Genomic DNA, 15,249 nt, shown 5'->3' on the forward strand with positions numbered 1-15,249 from the left:
CTGGTCGCCGCCGCGACGGGAATGCATGTCGCTATCACGGGGGAGGGCGCGGGCGGGAGCGGCTCGGTCTTCGGCTGGGCCACCGGCATCCTCGCGTTGACCCTCGGCATGAGGCATGCGTTCGACGCCGACCACATCGCGGCAATCGACAACACCACGCGCAAGCTCGCCGCCGACGGCAAGCGACCACTCGCTGTCGGATTCTTCTTCTCGCTCGGGCACTCATCGGTCGTGTTCGCCCTCGCGGTGCTGCTCGCCGCGGGAATGGGCTGGGTCGCCGGGCAGGTCACCGACGATGCGTCACTGCTGCACACGATCACGGGGATCATCGGGCCCACCGTGTCCGGTTCGTTCCTCGTGATCATCGCCGTCATCAACACCCTCGTGACAGTCGGGATGGTGCGCGTGTTCCGCAGGATGCGCACGGGGGAGTTCGACGAAGCCGCGTTCGAGGAGGAGCTCGCGAAGCGCGGCCTCCTCAACCGTGTGTTCGGCCGCATGGCCGACCGCATCGACGCGTCGTGGAAGATCTACCCGCTCGGGGTGCTGTTCGGCCTCGGATTCGACACGGCGACCGAGGTGGCGCTTCTGGTGATCTCCGGCACCGCGGCGGCTGCGGGACTGCCATGGTGGGCGATCCTGTCCCTCCCGATCCTGTTCGCCGCGGGTATGTGCCTGTTCGACACCGTCGACGGCGTGCTGATGAACTTCGCCTACGGATGGGCGTTCCTCGGCGCGGCGCGCAAGGTGTATTACAACGTCGTCATCACCGCGATGAGCGTGTTCATCGCCCTCGTGATCGGCGGATTCGAGCTCGCCTCGGTGCTGGCCACCAATCTCGGCTGGGACATCCCGGCGATCGGCTGGTTCACCAACCTCGACGTCCTCGGATTCGCGATCGTGGGAACGTTGCTCGCGACCTGGCTGATCGCGGTCATCGTGTGGCGGCTCGGCCGATTCGAACACCGCCTCGCGATCCCGACGAAGTGAGCGGATGCCGCGGCTTCATCGCATAGCCGGGGGCCGCAGCGCTCCTCAGGCATGGAGTGGGGACGGGGCCTACTCCTTTATTCTGACATAATGCGCATTATCGGATAATGCTTATACGGGGACTCAGCCGCCGAACTCGGCGGTGAGCTGCACCGGAGTCTGATTCGCCGCGCACGCATCGCGCAGTCCGGTCGACGCCGGGAACAGGTGGTTGGTGAAGAACGCCTGGCGCAGAGCCTCCGGCGTGCGCTGCGGTGCAGAGACGGCCGCGGCATAGCCGTTGAGCTCCGTGGCGTCGTTCGCGGGCGCGGTCGCTGCAAGCTGCGTGAACTGAGCGGCCGCGGCATCGAGACGGCTCTTCCATTGCTCGAGCCCGAAGGCATGGGCGGTGCTGTAGCCCTCGATGGCGTTCATGACGGCGCTCTGCGCGGCACCGAATCCCGCACACACCGCCGACAGCGACGAGTCGCTCGTGAACACCGCGCTCGAATAGGTCGGCGTCGCCGTCCACGTGGCGCCGTCCGGAACGACCACGGACACGTTCGGCGATGACGTCGGACGAACCGTCCAGGTCCACGTCGCCGTCGACCCGCAGGCGCCGACAAGCCCGGCCTGGCGATCGGGCGTCGCGTCGGGAATGTCGACGGTGTAGGTGCCGGTTCCGACGCACGAGAACGACAACGTGACGGTGTGTGCGCCCTCCGGCACCGCGAGACGTGCATCGTCGGTCGGCGTCGGCGGGTTCGTGCCGACACCGCTCAACGGCGCCCCGACAGAGGTGACCACCGGGGTATCCGTCGCCGACGGAGACGCCGTCGCCCCGGACGATCCGGATGCCCCGAGCGTGCCGCCGTTCGCAGCGCACCCGGTCAGTGCGCCGATGACCACCGCCGCGATGACTCCACCGACGGCCCGACCGTGCGACATCCCACGCATGTACCGCTCCCCCATGACGTTCCCCCGTCGATCTCGGGCATCGCCGTCGCGTGCCCGCCTGTCCAGGCTACCCATCGCGCGTGCACGTGCCGCTGATCGAAATCCCGCCGGTGTAAAGTTCCCGACGGCGTCCTACCCCCGCCGCCTCGCACATGTCGCATCTCAGCATCCCCAGCCCGCCTCCCGCGTGGGCGCAGTTCTCGATCGGCCCCGTGACAATCCACACGTACGCGCTCTGCATCATCGCGGGCATCGTGGTGGCCGTCCTCCTCACCGAGTGGCGTCTGCGGCGCCGCGGCGTCGCACCGTGGACGGTGATCGACATCGCCCTGTGGGCCGTGCCGCTCGGGATCATCGCGGCGCGGTTCTATCACGTGTTCACGCACGTGGGTGACTACTTCTACCCGGGTGCGAACCTCTGGAACGTGTTCGCGATCTGGGACGGCGGCAACGCGATCTACGGCTCGCTGCTCGGCGGCGCGCTCGGTGTGTGGATCGGCTGCCGCCGCGCCGGTATCCGTTTCCTCTCGTTCGCCGATGCCATGGCTCCGGGGCTCCTCGCCGCGCAGGCGATCGGCCGTCTCGGCAACTGGTTCAACCATGAACTGTTCGGCCTTCCGACGACCCTCCCCTGGGGGCTTCAGATCGAGTCGACCAACCCGAAGTTCCCGGCGAACCTGCCACCCGGAACCCTCTTCCAGCCCCTCTTCCTGTACGAACTGGTGTGGAACCTCATCGGGGTTGCCGTGATCCTGCTGCTCGAGCGTCGCGTGCGCCTGCAATGGGGGCGCGTCCTCGCGATCTACCTCATGTGGTACGGGTTCGCGCGCACGTTCCTCGAGCTCATCCGCATCGATCCGACCAGCGACGGCCTGTTCGGCATCCCGGCGAACTCGTGGACCTCGATGCTCGCTGTCGTTGCAGGTCTCGTTCTGTTCGTCGTGCAGACCAGACGGCATCCGGAACCGGAGCCCTCGATCTTCACCCGCGAGGATGCCCCGGCCTCCCGGCCGCGGACGGCCGACCCTGCGCCTGCGGCGTAACACACCGCCTTCCGGCCCCGCTGTCACCTCACGCGCGTAGCGTGGGGGCATCCGGCCCCGACGAAGGAGGACGCATGTCCACCACCCTCACTCCCACCAAGAACAACCGACGAGCCGCGCGCGGCGCCGAGCTGACCGATGAGCAGAACGCGGAGTCCGGGTTCACCGCGTCCGCCCAGCTCGCCGACAACCTCCAGCGTGTGCTCGTCGACCTGATCGAGCTCTCGCTGCAGGGCAAGCAGGCGCACTGGAACGTCGTGGGCACGAACTTCCGCGATACGCACCTGCAGCTCGACGAGATCATTGACGCCGCCCGGGAGTTCTCCGACACCGTGGCTGAGCGGCTGCGCGCACTCCACGCCCTTCCCGACGGCCGCAGCGACACCGTCGCCGAGACCACGACTCTCCCCGAGTTCCCGCAGGGCGAGGTGTCCACCTCGGAGGTCGTCGACCTCATCACCGAGCGCATCGATGCGGTCACCGCCACAGTGCGCGGCGTGCACGACGACGTCGACGGTGAAGATCCGACGAGCGCCGACATCTTGCACGCGATCCTCGAGCGTCTCGAACAGCTCGCGTGGCTCGTCAGCTCGGAGAACCGCGTCCCGCGTCGCTGACCGTCGCACCGTGTAGAGCGGATGCCGCGGCGTCACGTCGCGACATCCGCTCTTCACGTTCTCCCCCGCGTTCGGCGCGAGCGATACAGTGAGCCCACGGGTCCCCAGGTTTCTCACAGAAAGCACGCATCATGACTACTGCTCCCACTCCGGCCGACACCGCCGTCAACGGCATTCGCACCGCCCTCGGCATCGGCGGCGTCGTCGCCCTGATCGTCGGCATCCTGATCCTCGTCTGGCCGTTGAAGACCGCCTCGGTGGGCACCGTCATCATCGCGATCTACGCGATCGTCTCCGGTCTCGTCTACCTCGGACTCGGCATCTTCTCGAAGGTGCGCGGGCTCTGGTCGCGCATCGGCCACATCCTGCTCGGCATCGTGTTCATCGCCGCCGGCATCGTCGCGTTCTCGAACCTCACGAGCGCGACCATCTTCCTCGCGGTGTTCGTCGGCGTGTTCGTCGGCATCACCTGGATCGTCGAGGGCGTCGTCGCGCTCACCACGCTCGACGGCTCGTCGGGCCGCGGCTGGACGATCTTCTACGCGATCGTCAGCCTGCTGGCCGGCATCACGCTGCTCTTCTCCCCCGCGATCGGGGCGGCGTTCCTCTGGATCTTCGTCGGCGCGTCACTGCTCGTGCTCGGCATCGTGCAGATCATCCGCGCCTTCACCTTCGGCAAGTCCGCGTGATCTGAGGCGCCGGGTGCGGCGACCGCTCAGTCGGTCGGCAGCACCCGGCGCCACCAGTCGAGCACCGCGTCGAAGCGCTCCACGCGATGACGCGGCTGGCCCGCGCGCGTGAGCTCGTGGTTCTCTCCGGGGAAGATGAGCATCTCGGCGTCGACGCCGGCCGTGCGCAGCGACAGGTAGTACCGCGTCGCCTGCTCGAGCGGGCAGCGGAAGTCCAGCTCGGAGTGCAGCACGAGCGTCGGCGTACGCACCTGATGCGCCACGGCGGCAGGGCTCTGCGAGGCGACGAGCGCCGGATCCGTGCCGACGTACTCCTGCCCGAAGAACGATCCGATGTCGCTCGTGCCGACGAACGCCTCCGGGTCGAGGAAGCCGCGCTCGACGATCGCGCCGGCGAACCGGTGGTCGTGCGCGATGACCCACGCCGTGAGGTAGCCGCCGTACGAGCCGCCCTGCACGCCGAGGCGGGTGCCGTCGAGGCGCGCGTCGGCCGCCAGTGCCGCCTCGAGGAAGTCGATCACGTCGGTGAAGTCGACGGTGCCCATCGCCTGACGGATGCTGCGCCCGTGCGCCCGTCCGTAGCCGGCCGACCCGCGCGGGTTGCAGTAGACGACGGCGTAGCCCGAGTCCACCAGCACCTGGGTCTCGTCGAACACGTGCACGCCGTACTGGGCGAACGGTCCGCCGTGGATCTGCAGGATCACCGGGAAGGGTCCGTCACCCTCGGGAACCGCCACCCACCCGTGCACCGGGTAGCCGTCGCGGGCGGCGATCTGCGTCTCGACCGGGGTCACAACGCCGCTCGCCCGCAGCTCGCCGCCGAGGTCGACGATGCGCCGGGGGTCGCCGTCGCCGTCGATCTCGACCAGAGCGCCGAAGGTGTCGGGGGCGGCGATCGCGGCGATCACGCGGGCGCCCGCGGCATCCGCCCCGACGCCCGTGACCTCGGCGTCCGCCAGCAGCACGCTCGTCACGCCCGCGCGGGTGACGCGTACCAGCTCGACGCGCCCGCGGGTGCGGTTCTGCACCAGCACGTCGTCGCCGGCGAGGGTGATCGCGCTGCCCGGCTCTCCGAGGTCGAGCGCGTCGGGGTCGGTGAGCAGCCGCACCGATCCCTCGTCGACGAGTCCGAGCGCGACGCCCGGCGCGATGAAGTCGACGTGGGAGTCGCCGAGCGTGTGGCCGAGCACGAACAGCGCGCCGTCGGGTGACGCGACGACCTCGTCGATCGCGTAGCCGGCGTCGAGGCCGAGCACCTCGCGCTCCCCTCCCCCGTCGACCCGCACAGCGACGAGCCGCGAGCGCAGGTCGATGCGCTCGTCGACGATCGGCGACGGCGAGGTGATCACCTCGGTGCCGTCCGGGGTGAACGCGAGCAGGTCGTGCCACACCGCCCCCGAGGTCAGCGCCGTGGCCTCCGCGGGCACGACCCGCGGTGTCGGCGGCTCCTCCCCCTCCGCCACGACGCGCGGGGCCGGGGCGTAGAACGGCTCGCCCGCGGCATCCGGCACCGGCACGACGAAGACGTGCGACGGGCGGTCGAGCGTGTACCCGAGTCCGTTGGCGTGCCAGCGCAGGCCCGTCACGCGCCGGGGCGACTCGGATGCCGCACCCAGCCCGTCGACCGTGCCGTACCGCCCCTTCTCGGGCACGAGCGCGAGGTAGGCGAACGTGCCGCCGTCGGGTGAGAAGACGAACGAGCTGACGCCGAGCGGTGCGTCGGTGACCTGCACGGGCTCGCCGCCGAGTGCGGGCACGACGTGGATCTGCGCCGAGCCCTTCGCGTCCCCGCGCAGGAACGCGACCACGGTGCCGTCGGGCGACAGCCGCGGCGCACGGTCGGCGATGCCCCGGGTGAGACGTCGCGGCGCGCCACCGGGCAGGTCGATACGCCACAGCTGCCCGACGGCACGGTTGGCCGCGACGTCGGGTCGCGAGGTCGCGTAGACCGCGAACGAACCGTCGGGAGCGACGGCTGGCCGGGAGACGGAGACGAGCTTCTCGATGTCTGCGGCACGCATGGTCACTCCCCCAGGAATGAGCTCGTGTCTCCGACGAGTCGGGTGTTGTCGGCCGGAACCGGGTCGACGGCGGCGAGGGCGACCTCGGCGGCGAACTCGGCGACGTTGTAGAGCTTGCCGGCGTCGTCACGCCGTGCGGCGATCGCGCCGGGGTTCGCGCGCTCGAGCAGGGTCGCGGTGATCGTGCCCTCGATCATGTCGCCGGAGACGACGGTGAAGCCGATCCCCTTCTCGTCGAGTGTCGGGATGAAGGCGCGCAGCGCATCCTCGCCCGCGCGCTTCGAGAGCGCCACCGGCTCGTACTCGGCCATGGTGGGCGTCGTACGGATGAAGTGCGCCTGGTGGCTCGTGACGAACACGATCCGCGCCTCGGCGTTCAGGTGCGGGAGCGCCGTGGTGAGCACGCTGACCTGGGCGTCGCGGTTCAGCTGCAGCGCGTAGTCGGGCGCCATGCCCGACTCCATGCCGCCGGAGGCGTTGAGCACGAGGATGTCGAGCCCGCCGAACTCCGCCGCGGCCGCCTCGAACATGGCCGCGACGGACGCCGGGTCGGTGAGGTCGGCGCCGACGACGAGCGCGCCGACGCCCAGCTCGCGCAGCTCGGCGGCGAGCTTCTCGGCCCGCGGGGCCTTGTTGCGGAAGTTGATGACGACGTTGGCGCCCGCCTGGGCGAAGTAGCGCACGGTGTCGGCGCCGATCCCCCGCGACGACCCGGTGACGAGGGCGGTCTTTCCGGCGAGGCTGCCGGGGGCAAGGGGAACGAGGTGCTCGGTCACGGAGGACTCCTGGGATGACGTGTCGAATGCCGCGGATGAGGATGCCGCGGGCCGCCTTCGACCCTACCAACCACCCGTCATCCGGCCTGGTGATAACGGCTCGCGCACGCCCTCCCGCTGTTAGGCTCGAGACAGCGAGGAGGCCCGTATGGACATCGTCACCGCGATCACGCAGTTCGCCTGGATCGTCTGGATCGCGCTCGCCGCCGTCTTTCTCGTCGTCGAGATGCTCACCCTCGACTTCCTCTTCCTGATGTTCGGCATCGCCTCGCTCGCGGGCCTTGTCTCAGCCCTCACCGGCGCGCCGCTCTGGCTCCAGGTCGTGATCGTCGCGGTTGTCGCCGTGCTCCTGCTGCTGCTGATCCGGCCGCCGCTGCTGCGACGCCTGCGGCGCGGCGAGGACCCCACGCCGACCAACGTCGCCGCCCTCATCGGGATGTCCGGACGCGTCGTCGCCACGATCGACGCCACCGGCGGCCAGGTGCGGCTCGCGAACGGCGAGATCTGGAGCGCGCGGGCCGACGCGGCATCCGTTCTCGAACCCGGCACCGAGGTCAGCGTCGACCGCGTCGCCGGGGCGCACGTCCATGTCATCCGCCGCACCGAAGGGCTCCCGGTATGAACCCCGACTCCATCATCCCCGTCGCGATCGGCTGGGGACTCGCGATCGCGATCGTCATCTTCGTGCTCGTGGTGCTCTCCCGCGCCGTGCGCATCATCCCGCAGGCGACCGCAGGCGTCGTCGAGAGGCTCGGGCGCTACCACAAGACCCTCGCCCCGGGTCTGAACCTGCTGGTGCCGTTCATCGACCGGCTGCGCCCCCTCATCGACATGCGCGAGCAGGTCGTGTCGTTCCCGCCGCAGCCGGTGATCACCGAGGACAACCTGGTCGTCTCGATCGACACCGTCGTGTACTTCCAGGTGACCGACGCCCGGGCCGCGACCTACGAGATCGCGAACTACCTCGGCGCCGTCGAGCAGCTCACGACCACCACCCTGCGCAACGTCGTCGGCGGGCTCAACCTCGAGGAGGCGCTCACCAGCCGAGACGAGATCAACGGCCAGCTGCGCGTCGTGCTCGACGAAGCCACGGGCAAGTGGGGCATCCGCGTCTCGCGCGTCGAGTTGAAGGCCATCGACCCGCCCGTGTCCATCCAGGACTCGATGGAGAAGCAGATGCGCGCGGAGCGCGACCGCCGCGCCGCGATCCTCACGGCGGAGGGGTCGAAGCAGTCGCAGATCCTCGAGGCCGAGGGGCGCCGGCAGGCCGAGATCCTCAAGGCCGAGGGTGACAAGCAGGCGCAGATCCTGCGCGCCGAGGGCGAGGCGCAGGCCATCCAGGCCGTGTTCGACGCGATCCACGCGGGCAACCCCGACGAGAAGCTGCTGGCCTACCAGTACCTGCAGACGCTCCCGAAGATCAGCGAGAGCCCGTCGAGCAAGCTCTGGATCATCCCGAGCGAGCTGACCGACGCCCTCTCCCAGATCGCGGGCGGGTTCTCGGGCGCCGCCGGGCGCGCCGCGGCATCCGCGCCGAAGCCCGGAGAGCCGACCGCGTGACGCACCCCTTCCTCGCGGGGCCGCTCCCCCGCGTGTTGGCCCACCGCGGCCTGGTGACGGCAGAGGCGGCCGCATCCGGCATCGCCGAGAACAGCCTCGCCGCGATTGCGGCGGCCCACGCTGTCGGTGCCGACATCGTCGAGTCCGATTGTCACCTCACCGCCGACGGCACCGTCGTGCTCTTCCACGACAGCGACCTCTCCCGGGTCACGGGCGACCCGCGGCGCCTCTCCGAGGTGACCACCGTCGAGCTCGAGGCGCTCATGCGGGAGCGCGGCGGTCTCGCGGTGCTCGCCGACACGCTCGACGCGTTCCCCACCGTGCGGTTCAACCTCGATGTGAAGGCGGATGCCGCGGCCGAGCCTGTGGGCCGCCTCGTCGCTCCGCACGCGGCGCGAGTGCTGGTGACCAGCTTCGACGATGCCCGTCGGCGGCGGGCGCTCGCCGCGGCGGAGGCGGCGGGCGGAGAGCCCGCGACCTCCGCGGGAAGCTCTGTCGTCGCGCGTGCCGTCGGAGCGAGCGCCGTGCGGCTCCGCCGGGCGTTCGGGCGTGCGGTCGCGGGGGTCGACGCGCTGCAGGTTCCCGTGCGTCAGGGACCGGTGCCCGTCGTCACCCGTCGACTGATCGACGATGCCCACGCGCACAGCGTCGAGGTGCACGTATGGACGATCAACGACCCGGGCGAGATGACGCGCCTCGTCACGCTGGGCGTCGACGGGATCGTGACCGATCGGGCCGACGCCGCACTGCACCTGCTGCGACGCGCCCGGTCGTGACCGGGCCTGGAGAACCACTGGGAGTTCAGGCCCCGCTGGGGCGCCGTGGATGATCCGTCCAGGTCATGGCGTTATACCAGTCAAGCGACAGCGACGAGAGGACCACACAATGGCAGATCGCAGCCTCCGCGGAATCCGACTCGGCGCCCAGAGCCTACAGAGCGAAGAGGGCGTCATTCTCCATGAGCGCATGCAGCGTACCTACGTCTGCAGCGTCTGCGGCAAGGACACCACCCTGACGTTCGCGGCCGATGCCGAAGCTCCCGAGACCTGGGAGTGCCGCTCATGCGGCGGTGAGGCCGTGCTTCGCGTGGGCGAGGGCACCGTGACGATCGATCACAGCGACGACAAGGCGCCCCGCACCCACTGGGACATGCTCCTGGAACGCCGCACCATCCCCGAGCTCGAGGAGATCCTCGAGGAGCGCCTGGCGTACCTGCGCGAGCGCCGCGGCTCGGAGAGCACCGCGAAGAAGAGCGCCTAACCGCGCTCCACGTCGACGCCGGTTCCCCCTGCGGGAGCCGGCGTCTTGGCGTACCTCCGTCGGCGCCACAGCAGCGCGCCACCGGCCCCCACGAGGGCGACGAGCGACCCGGCGACGAGCACGACCTGTACGCCGTCGCCGATGACGACGGCGGGTGTCAGCCCGGTGCGCAGCGGGACATCCGTCACCGCCGCCCCGGGCTCGTCGGCCGCGAGGCCCGCGATCACCGAGCCGTCCGGGGCGATGACCTGGCTCGTGCCGACGGTCGACAGGTTGACGACGGCGCGCCCGGTCTCGATGGCGCGCATGCGGGCGAAGGCCAGCTGCTGCAGGTTTTCGTCGGTGCCGCGGAAGTCTGCGTTGTTCGTCTGCAGCAGGTAGACGGATGCCCCGTCCCGCGCCGCATCGTGGACGACGTCGTCGTAGATCACGTCGAAGCAGATCGCGAGCCCGACGGTGGTGCCTGCCACCGACATGACCGGCGCGGCGGTTCCCGGCGTGTAGCCGCGCTGGATGAGTCCGACGAGATCGGGTGCGAGCGCGTAGAAGAAGTCGCGATCGGGCACGTACTCGCCGAACGGCACGGGATGCCGCTTGTCGTACGTCTGTGTGGCCCCCGCCCCGTCCAGCCACATCATGGAGCTGTTGAAGACGTCGGCGCCCCGCTCGGTCGCCGCGTTCATGAGCAGCGGCGCCTGCACCTGGGCGGACACCGCATCGAGCACGGCGGCCGTGGCGGAGTTGTGGGTGGGGTCGGAGTCGACGCCGCCTTCGGGCCAGAGGAGGACATCCATGCGCTCGTTGGCGATGGGAGCCGTCGCCTTCAGCTGCGCGTCGAGAACGGCGTCGGCGGTGCGGGAGTCGAAGTACCCGGCGGGACCGTTGCCCTGCACCCAGCCCACCCGCAGCGTGCCGTTCGCCGTCGTCGGGAAGGCGGGCAGCGCGAACAGCACGACCGCGACGACGGCCGCCGGGATCGCTGCCCACACGGCGCGCCGTCGCAGCCGGATCACCTCGAGCGCGGCCGCGCACACGAACACCATCAGAAAGGTCAGCCCGCTGATCCCCGTCCACGAGGCGACGCGCGCGAGGGGGCTGTCGGCCTGGGTCATGCCGAGGCGGGCCCACGGGAACCCGCCGTAGGGGAAGGTGCCGACGAGCACCTCGCGAGCGGTCCAGAGACCGGCGACGACCAGGGCGAGCACGAGGGTACGGCCCCACGGGCCGGGAAGGAGCCGCGGCATCCACCGATACGCGAGCGAGATCGGGATCGACGCGATCGCGACGAGCGCCGCCTCCAGCACCGACAGGGCGATCCACGGGATCGGTCCGAGGTATCGACCCGTGAACGACACGTTCACGAGGAAGAACGAGAGCCCGAAGAGGAGCCCGCACAGCACGCTCCCCCACACGCCGCGACCGACGAGCGTCGCGAGAGCCAGCACGACGGCGGGAAATGCCATCGGCCACCATGCGAGCGACGGGAACGCCGTCGTAAGTGCGAGGCCGGCGACCACCGAGAGCAGCGATGCGAGCCACAGCGGGAACAGGCGAGGCGGGGACGCGGGCACTCGATCACTGTAGGCGGCGATCCCCGCGCGCACGCTGAGCCCCATCGTCAGACCGAGGCGTAGGCGACGATTCCGCGACGCACCGCATCCAACGCCGCGCGGGCGGTGCGAGCGAGCTCGCCGTCGGCGACGAGGGAGAGCTGGTCGAGCAGATCGATCGTCTGCTTGGCCCACCGCACGAAGTCGCCTGCCGCCATGTCGGCCTCGGTGAGCACGCGATCGAGCAGGGCGCCCCGGGCCCACGAGTGCATCGCCTGACTGAGGCCGAGGGCGGGCGGCTCCGAGCCCGGCAGATGGTGATCCTGCTCCAGATCGTCGAGACGCTGCCACAGCGTCTCCGTGGCACTGAGCGCCTCGCGGAAGCGTCCGCGGGGCAGGCCCGCCTCCCCCGCGCCGCGTTCGTCACGCCGCGGCTCGTACACCAAGGCGCACACGAGCGCCGCGAGGGCCGCGGCATCCAGACCTTCCCAGATGCGGGTGCGCAGCGCTTCCGCGACCAGGAGGTCGCGCTCACCGTAGATGCGCCTCATCGTGCGACCTGCGTCGGTCAGCGTCGCGGTGCCGTCCTCGCCCGCCCGCACGTAGTCGAGGGCCTCGAGCACATCGACGACCCGGTCGAACACCCGCGCGACGGTGCCCGTGCGCGACTCGATCTGGCGACGCTGGCGGTCCGTGTCGCGGCGCAGCTTCCAGTAGCGCTCCGCCCAGCGGGCGTGATCCTCGCGCTCGGGGCACGAATGGCACGGATGCCGCTGCATCGACGTGCGCAGCCGCTGGATCTGCTTCTGACGCTGATCGCGCAGGGAGCGGGGAGCCGTGGCATCCCGTCGGTTGATCTTCTCGAGGTCGCTGAGCTCCCGACGGATCGACGAGTACGCGACGTAGTCGCCGCGGTCGCAGGTCATCGCCTCGCGGTAGCCCTCCAGCGACGCCTCGGCCTCCTTGACCTGCCGGGCGACGCCGACGACGGATCGGTCGGCCTGGAACTGCGCGAACGACGACTCGAGGATCTCCCTCGCACGCGGACGACCGAACTGGTCGATGAGATTGACCGCCATGTTGTACGTCGGGCGGAAGCTGGAGTTCAACGGGTAGGTGCGACGGGAGGCCAGGGCCGCGACGGCCTGCGGGTCCATCCCTTCCGTCCACTGCACGACGGCGTGCCCCTCGACGTCGATGCCCCGGCGTCCGGCGCGCCCGGTGAGCTGTGTGTACTCCCCCGACGTGATCGCCACCCGCGCCTCGCCGTTGAACTTCTCGAGCTTCTCGAGCACGACGGTGCGCGCCGGCATGTTGATGCCGAGCGCGAGGGTCTCGGTCGCGAACACCACCTTCACGAGCTTGCGCTGGAAGAGCTCCTCGACGACCTCTTTGAACGCCGGCAGGAGACCGGCGTGGTGCGCGGCGATGCCGCGTTCCAGGTTCTCGCGCCATTCCCACACTCCGAGCACGGCGAGATCCTCGTCGGCGAGCAGGCGGGTGCGCTCGTCGACGACCCGGCGGATCTCCGCACGCTCCTCGGCGGTCGTCAACCGCAGCCCCGAGCGACGCACCTGCTGCACGGCGGCGTCGCAGCCCACCCGGCTGAAGATGAAGAAGATCGCCGGCAGCAGCGTGGCCCTCTCGAGCAGGTCCACGACGTGCGGGCGATCGATGCGCTCGGCGCGGCGCGGGTTGCCGTGGTGCACGAAGCGCGCGCCTCGGCCGCCGTTCCCACCCTGTCGGTGCGCCTGCAGGCGGCGATTGTTCTCCTGCGCGACGCCAGAGCCCGACCGCATCCGCAGCAGTTCGCGATTCACCTGCGCGGCGGCGACGCCCGCACGATCGTCGAACAGCGGCAGCAGATCGCCGCGCACGAGCACGTGCTGCTCGAGCGGCACGGGCCGGTTCTCCGACACGATGATGTCCGTCTCACCGCGCACAGTGTCGAGCCAATCGCCGAACTCCTCCGCGTTGGAGACCGTCGCCGACAGTGACACGAGCCGCACTCGGCGCGGCAGGTGGATGATGACCTCCTCCCACACCGCGCCGCGGAAGCGGTCGGCGAGGAAGTGCACCTCGTCCATCACGACGTAGCGCAGGTCGCGCAGCGCGGGCGAGTCGGCGTAGAGCATGTTGCGCAGCACCTCGGTCGTCATCACCACGACGCGGGCATTCCCGTTGATGTTCGTGTCACCGGTGAGCAGGCCGACGTTCTCGGGGCCGTAGACGTCCTGCAGCTCTCGGAACTTCTGGTTCGACAGCGCCTTCATCGGGGTCGTGTAGAACGCCTTGTCCGACGGCTCCCGCATCGCGAGGTGCACCGCGAACTCGCCGACGATCGTCTTGCCAGCACCGGTCGGCGCGGCGACCAGCACGCTGCGACCCTCTTCGAGGGCGCGGCATCCCTCGAGCTGGAACGGATCGAGCCGGAACCGCTGCATCGCCGCGAACTCGTCGGTGACCGGATGCCCCGACTCGCCGTCCCGGCGCGACGCGTGCCCCGCGTCGGGGGCGCTCACGCCTCCGGCCCGGCGAGATCGAGCCGGACGCGCCGGGCCTTGCGCCAGTCGAACAGCACCGACACCGACGCGGCGGCGATGTACAGCACGATGAGGATGCCCGCGAGCAGCAGCATCGAGGTGATGTCGGCGGCGGGGGTCGCGACCGCCGCGAACACGGCGGCCACGAGCACGGCGATGCGCCAGCCCTTGAAGATCGCGCGACCGCTGACGATGCCCGACAGGTTCAGCGCCACGAGGAACACCGGCAGCACGAACGCGATGCCCACGACCAGCAGCAGCTTGAACACGAAGTCGTAGTAGTAGTCGTACTGCAGGAACAGCGCCCCCTGCTCGGGCACGAGCCCCGACATCAGTTCGATGATGTGCGGCATGATCAGCCACCCGACCGCGCATCCGCCGAAGAAGAGCGGGATCGCCGCCAGCATGAAGCCGATCGTGTACTGCATCTCCTTGCGGGTGAGGCCGGGCATGATGAACGCCCACACCTGCCAGATCCAGACCGGCGCCGACAGGATGATGCCGACGGCGAAGGCGATGCGCAGTCGCAGATCGAAGCCCGCCGTGATCGAGTTGAAGTTGAGGGCCGCGAGGTCATTGCCGCGGGACTCGGCCACGACGGCGATCGGGTGGGTCAGCAGCGCGATGATCGGATCGGTGAGGAACGCCGCGATCACCATGCCGGCCACGAGCCCGATCAGCGCGAAGACGATGCGCTTGCGCAGCTCGCGCAAGTGCTGACCCAGCGACATGCGCTTGTCGCGCTTCGGGCCGCCGGGCTCGCCGATGCGCGGCAGGTCGGCCGCGGTCACCGGTTCAGGAGGTCGTCGAGGACGAGTTCGTGCTCGACGGCGAGGCCGGGGTCGAACCGGGCGCCTCGGTGGACTCCGAGGTCGCGGATGCCGCGGCATCCTTCTTCTCGTCGTCCTTGAGTGCCTTCATCTCGCCGCGGAAGACGCGGGCCGACTGGCCGAGGCTCTTCGCGAGAGCGGGAAGCTTGGCGGCGCCGAACAGCAGGACGATGATCAGCACCAGGATCAGCAGGTGGGGCCACCCGAATGCGTTACCGAAGATGCCCATGATTCTCCTCACCGCAGGCGTGTTTCCCCGAGTCTAGCCTCGCGTGCACCCGGCGACGCCGTGACGCCCCGGATTCGTCTCTGCGAATCCTGTGAACGATCGACTCAGGCGGGATCGTATTGCGCGAGCGCCGCCGCCGCCCAGTCGCGGGCCGCGCGACGCGCGCTCTCGGGCGCAAGGATCTCGACGTCGCCGCCGCGGCGGG

General features: G+C 70.0%; 15 protein-coding genes. 8 read left to right on the forward strand and 7 right to left on the reverse strand.

The features are described 5' to 3' along the window. A partial coding sequence (locus ASG00_RS09775) for a HoxN/HupN/NixA family nickel/cobalt transporter (protein ID WP_235559472.1) occupies positions 1–990 on the forward strand: 990 nt, incomplete at its 5' end. Positions 991–1,113: 123 nt separating this feature from the next. Here the strand turns inward: ASG00_RS09775 and ASG00_RS09780 are convergent. Continuing rightward, positions 1,114–1,917, reverse strand: a complete 804-nt coding sequence (locus ASG00_RS09780) for a hypothetical protein (protein ID WP_056518565.1) — start codon at positions 1,915–1,917, stop codon at positions 1,114–1,116. Between the two features lie 161 nt (positions 1,918–2,078). Between ASG00_RS09780 and lgt the strand changes: the two genes are divergently transcribed. The 3 genes from lgt to ASG00_RS09795 all read left to right on the forward strand — a co-directional run bounded on the left by lgt (position 2,079) and on the right by ASG00_RS09795 (position 4,275). Next, complete coding sequence (gene lgt / locus ASG00_RS09785) at positions 2,079–2,969, forward strand: prolipoprotein diacylglyceryl transferase (protein WP_056209049.1); 891 nt, start codon at positions 2,079–2,081, stop codon at positions 2,967–2,969. A gap of 74 nt (positions 2,970–3,043) precedes the next feature. After that, the gene (locus ASG00_RS09790; protein ID WP_056209052.1) at positions 3,044–3,586 is read left to right on the forward strand and encodes a Dps family protein; all 543 of its coding nucleotides are present in this window, start codon (positions 3,044–3,046) and stop codon (positions 3,584–3,586) included. Positions 3,587–3,717: 131 nt separating this feature from the next. Beyond that, complete coding sequence (locus tag ASG00_RS09795) at positions 3,718–4,275, forward strand: HdeD family acid-resistance protein (RefSeq protein ID WP_056209055.1); 558 nt, start codon at positions 3,718–3,720, stop codon at positions 4,273–4,275. 26 nt (positions 4,276–4,301) lie between these two features. Here the strand turns inward: ASG00_RS09795 and ASG00_RS09800 are convergent, their stop codons facing one another. Both ASG00_RS09800 and ASG00_RS09805 read right to left on the reverse strand, forming a co-directional pair. After that, positions 4,302–6,296 (reverse strand): S9 family peptidase, encoded by a 1,995-nt coding sequence (locus tag ASG00_RS09800; protein ID WP_056209058.1) that lies wholly within the window; start codon positions 6,294–6,296, stop codon positions 4,302–4,304. A 2-nt stretch (positions 6,297–6,298) separates the two neighbouring features. After that, a complete protein-coding gene (locus ASG00_RS09805) occupies positions 6,299–7,072 on the reverse strand; it encodes an SDR family oxidoreductase (protein WP_056209061.1) in 774 nt (257 codons plus the stop codon). A gap of 148 nt (positions 7,073–7,220) precedes the next feature. Here ASG00_RS09805 and ASG00_RS09810 point away from each other — a divergent pair, with 148 nt between their 5' ends. The 4 genes from ASG00_RS09810 (at position 7,221) to ASG00_RS09825 (ending at position 9,892) form a co-directional block, all read left to right on the forward strand. Beyond that, positions 7,221–7,694: an NfeD family protein gene (locus ASG00_RS09810; RefSeq protein WP_056209066.1), complete on the forward strand. Its 474-nt coding sequence runs from the start codon at positions 7,221–7,223 to the stop codon at positions 7,692–7,694. Beyond that, positions 7,691–8,632: an SPFH domain-containing protein gene (locus ASG00_RS09815; RefSeq protein WP_045248128.1), complete on the forward strand. Its 942-nt coding sequence runs from the start codon at positions 7,691–7,693 to the stop codon at positions 8,630–8,632. The genes ASG00_RS09810 and ASG00_RS09815 overlap by 4 nt, the downstream gene beginning before the upstream one ends. Continuing rightward, entirely contained in the window at positions 8,629–9,408 is a 780-nt protein-coding gene (locus tag ASG00_RS09820; protein ID WP_056209069.1) for a glycerophosphodiester phosphodiesterase family protein, read from the forward strand. The genes ASG00_RS09815 and ASG00_RS09820 overlap by 4 nt, the downstream gene beginning before the upstream one ends. A 109-nt stretch (positions 9,409–9,517) precedes the next feature. Next, positions 9,518–9,892 carry an RNA polymerase-binding protein RbpA gene (locus tag ASG00_RS09825; RefSeq protein WP_045248130.1) on the forward strand — a complete coding sequence of 125 codons (375 nt, stop codon included), beginning with the start codon at positions 9,518–9,520 and terminating at the stop codon, positions 9,890–9,892. Here the strand turns inward: ASG00_RS09825 and lnt are convergent. The 4 genes from lnt to tatA form a co-directional block, all read right to left on the reverse strand. After that, entirely contained in the window at positions 9,889–11,508 is a 1,620-nt protein-coding gene (gene lnt, locus ASG00_RS09830; RefSeq protein ID WP_156454693.1) for an apolipoprotein N-acyltransferase, read from the reverse strand. The genes ASG00_RS09825 and lnt overlap by 4 nt on opposite strands. Positions 11,509–11,510: 2 nt before the next feature. After that, positions 11,511–13,886 (reverse strand): DEAD/DEAH box helicase, encoded by a 2,376-nt coding sequence (locus ASG00_RS09835; RefSeq protein ID WP_082483197.1) that lies wholly within the window; start codon positions 13,884–13,886, stop codon positions 11,511–11,513. Positions 13,887–13,960: 74 nt separating this feature from the next. Then, the gene (tatC, locus tag ASG00_RS09840) at positions 13,961–14,716 is read right to left on the reverse strand and encodes a twin-arginine translocase subunit TatC (protein WP_056209249.1); all 756 of its coding nucleotides are present in this window, start codon (positions 14,714–14,716) and stop codon (positions 13,961–13,963) included. A 64-nt stretch (positions 14,717–14,780) separates the two neighbouring features. Further along, positions 14,781–15,044: a twin-arginine translocase TatA/TatE family subunit gene (gene tatA, locus ASG00_RS09845; RefSeq protein WP_045248132.1), complete on the reverse strand. Its 264-nt coding sequence runs from the start codon at positions 15,042–15,044 to the stop codon at positions 14,781–14,783. Positions 15,045–15,249: the final 205 nt, after the last annotated feature.

This window comes from Microbacterium sp. Leaf351, assembly GCF_001423825.1.
Lineage (GTDB): Bacteria > Actinomycetota > Actinomycetes > Actinomycetales > Microbacteriaceae > Microbacterium > Microbacterium ginsengisoli.